Source organism: Peribacillus muralis (assembly GCF_001439925.1).
Taxonomy (GTDB): domain Bacteria; phylum Bacillota; class Bacilli; order Bacillales; family DSM-1321; genus Peribacillus; species Peribacillus muralis.
The window spans coordinates 44912-45120 of record NZ_LMBV01000002.1; the positions used below are offsets into that span (position 1 = coordinate 44912).

Annotated in this window: 1 protein-coding gene; it reads right to left on the reverse strand. The window is 40.7% G+C overall.

Features of this window, described 5'->3' with window-relative positions; genetic code table 11:
- Positions 1–2: 2 nt before the first annotated feature.
- Positions 3–209, reverse strand: a 207-nt coding sequence (locus ASU00_RS25980) for a hypothetical protein (protein ID WP_236712572.1), incomplete at its 5' end; no start/stop codon positions are given.

The following is a 209-nucleotide window of genomic DNA, read 5'->3' on the forward strand; positions in this document are numbered from 1 at the left end:
TATTACGGAGATCCCGGCCAAACTCGAGAGAAAAGCAAGAAATTAACAAGAAACGGCCCCATTTGCGCGTGAAAAACGCAAAGATAACGAGAAACGGCCTTAAATTCGATGTGAAATCCAAACTCGCGAGTAAATGCGCCAAATTCACGAATAAAAGCACAAAACTCACGAATAAATGCTCCAAATTCACGAATAAAAGCACGAAATTC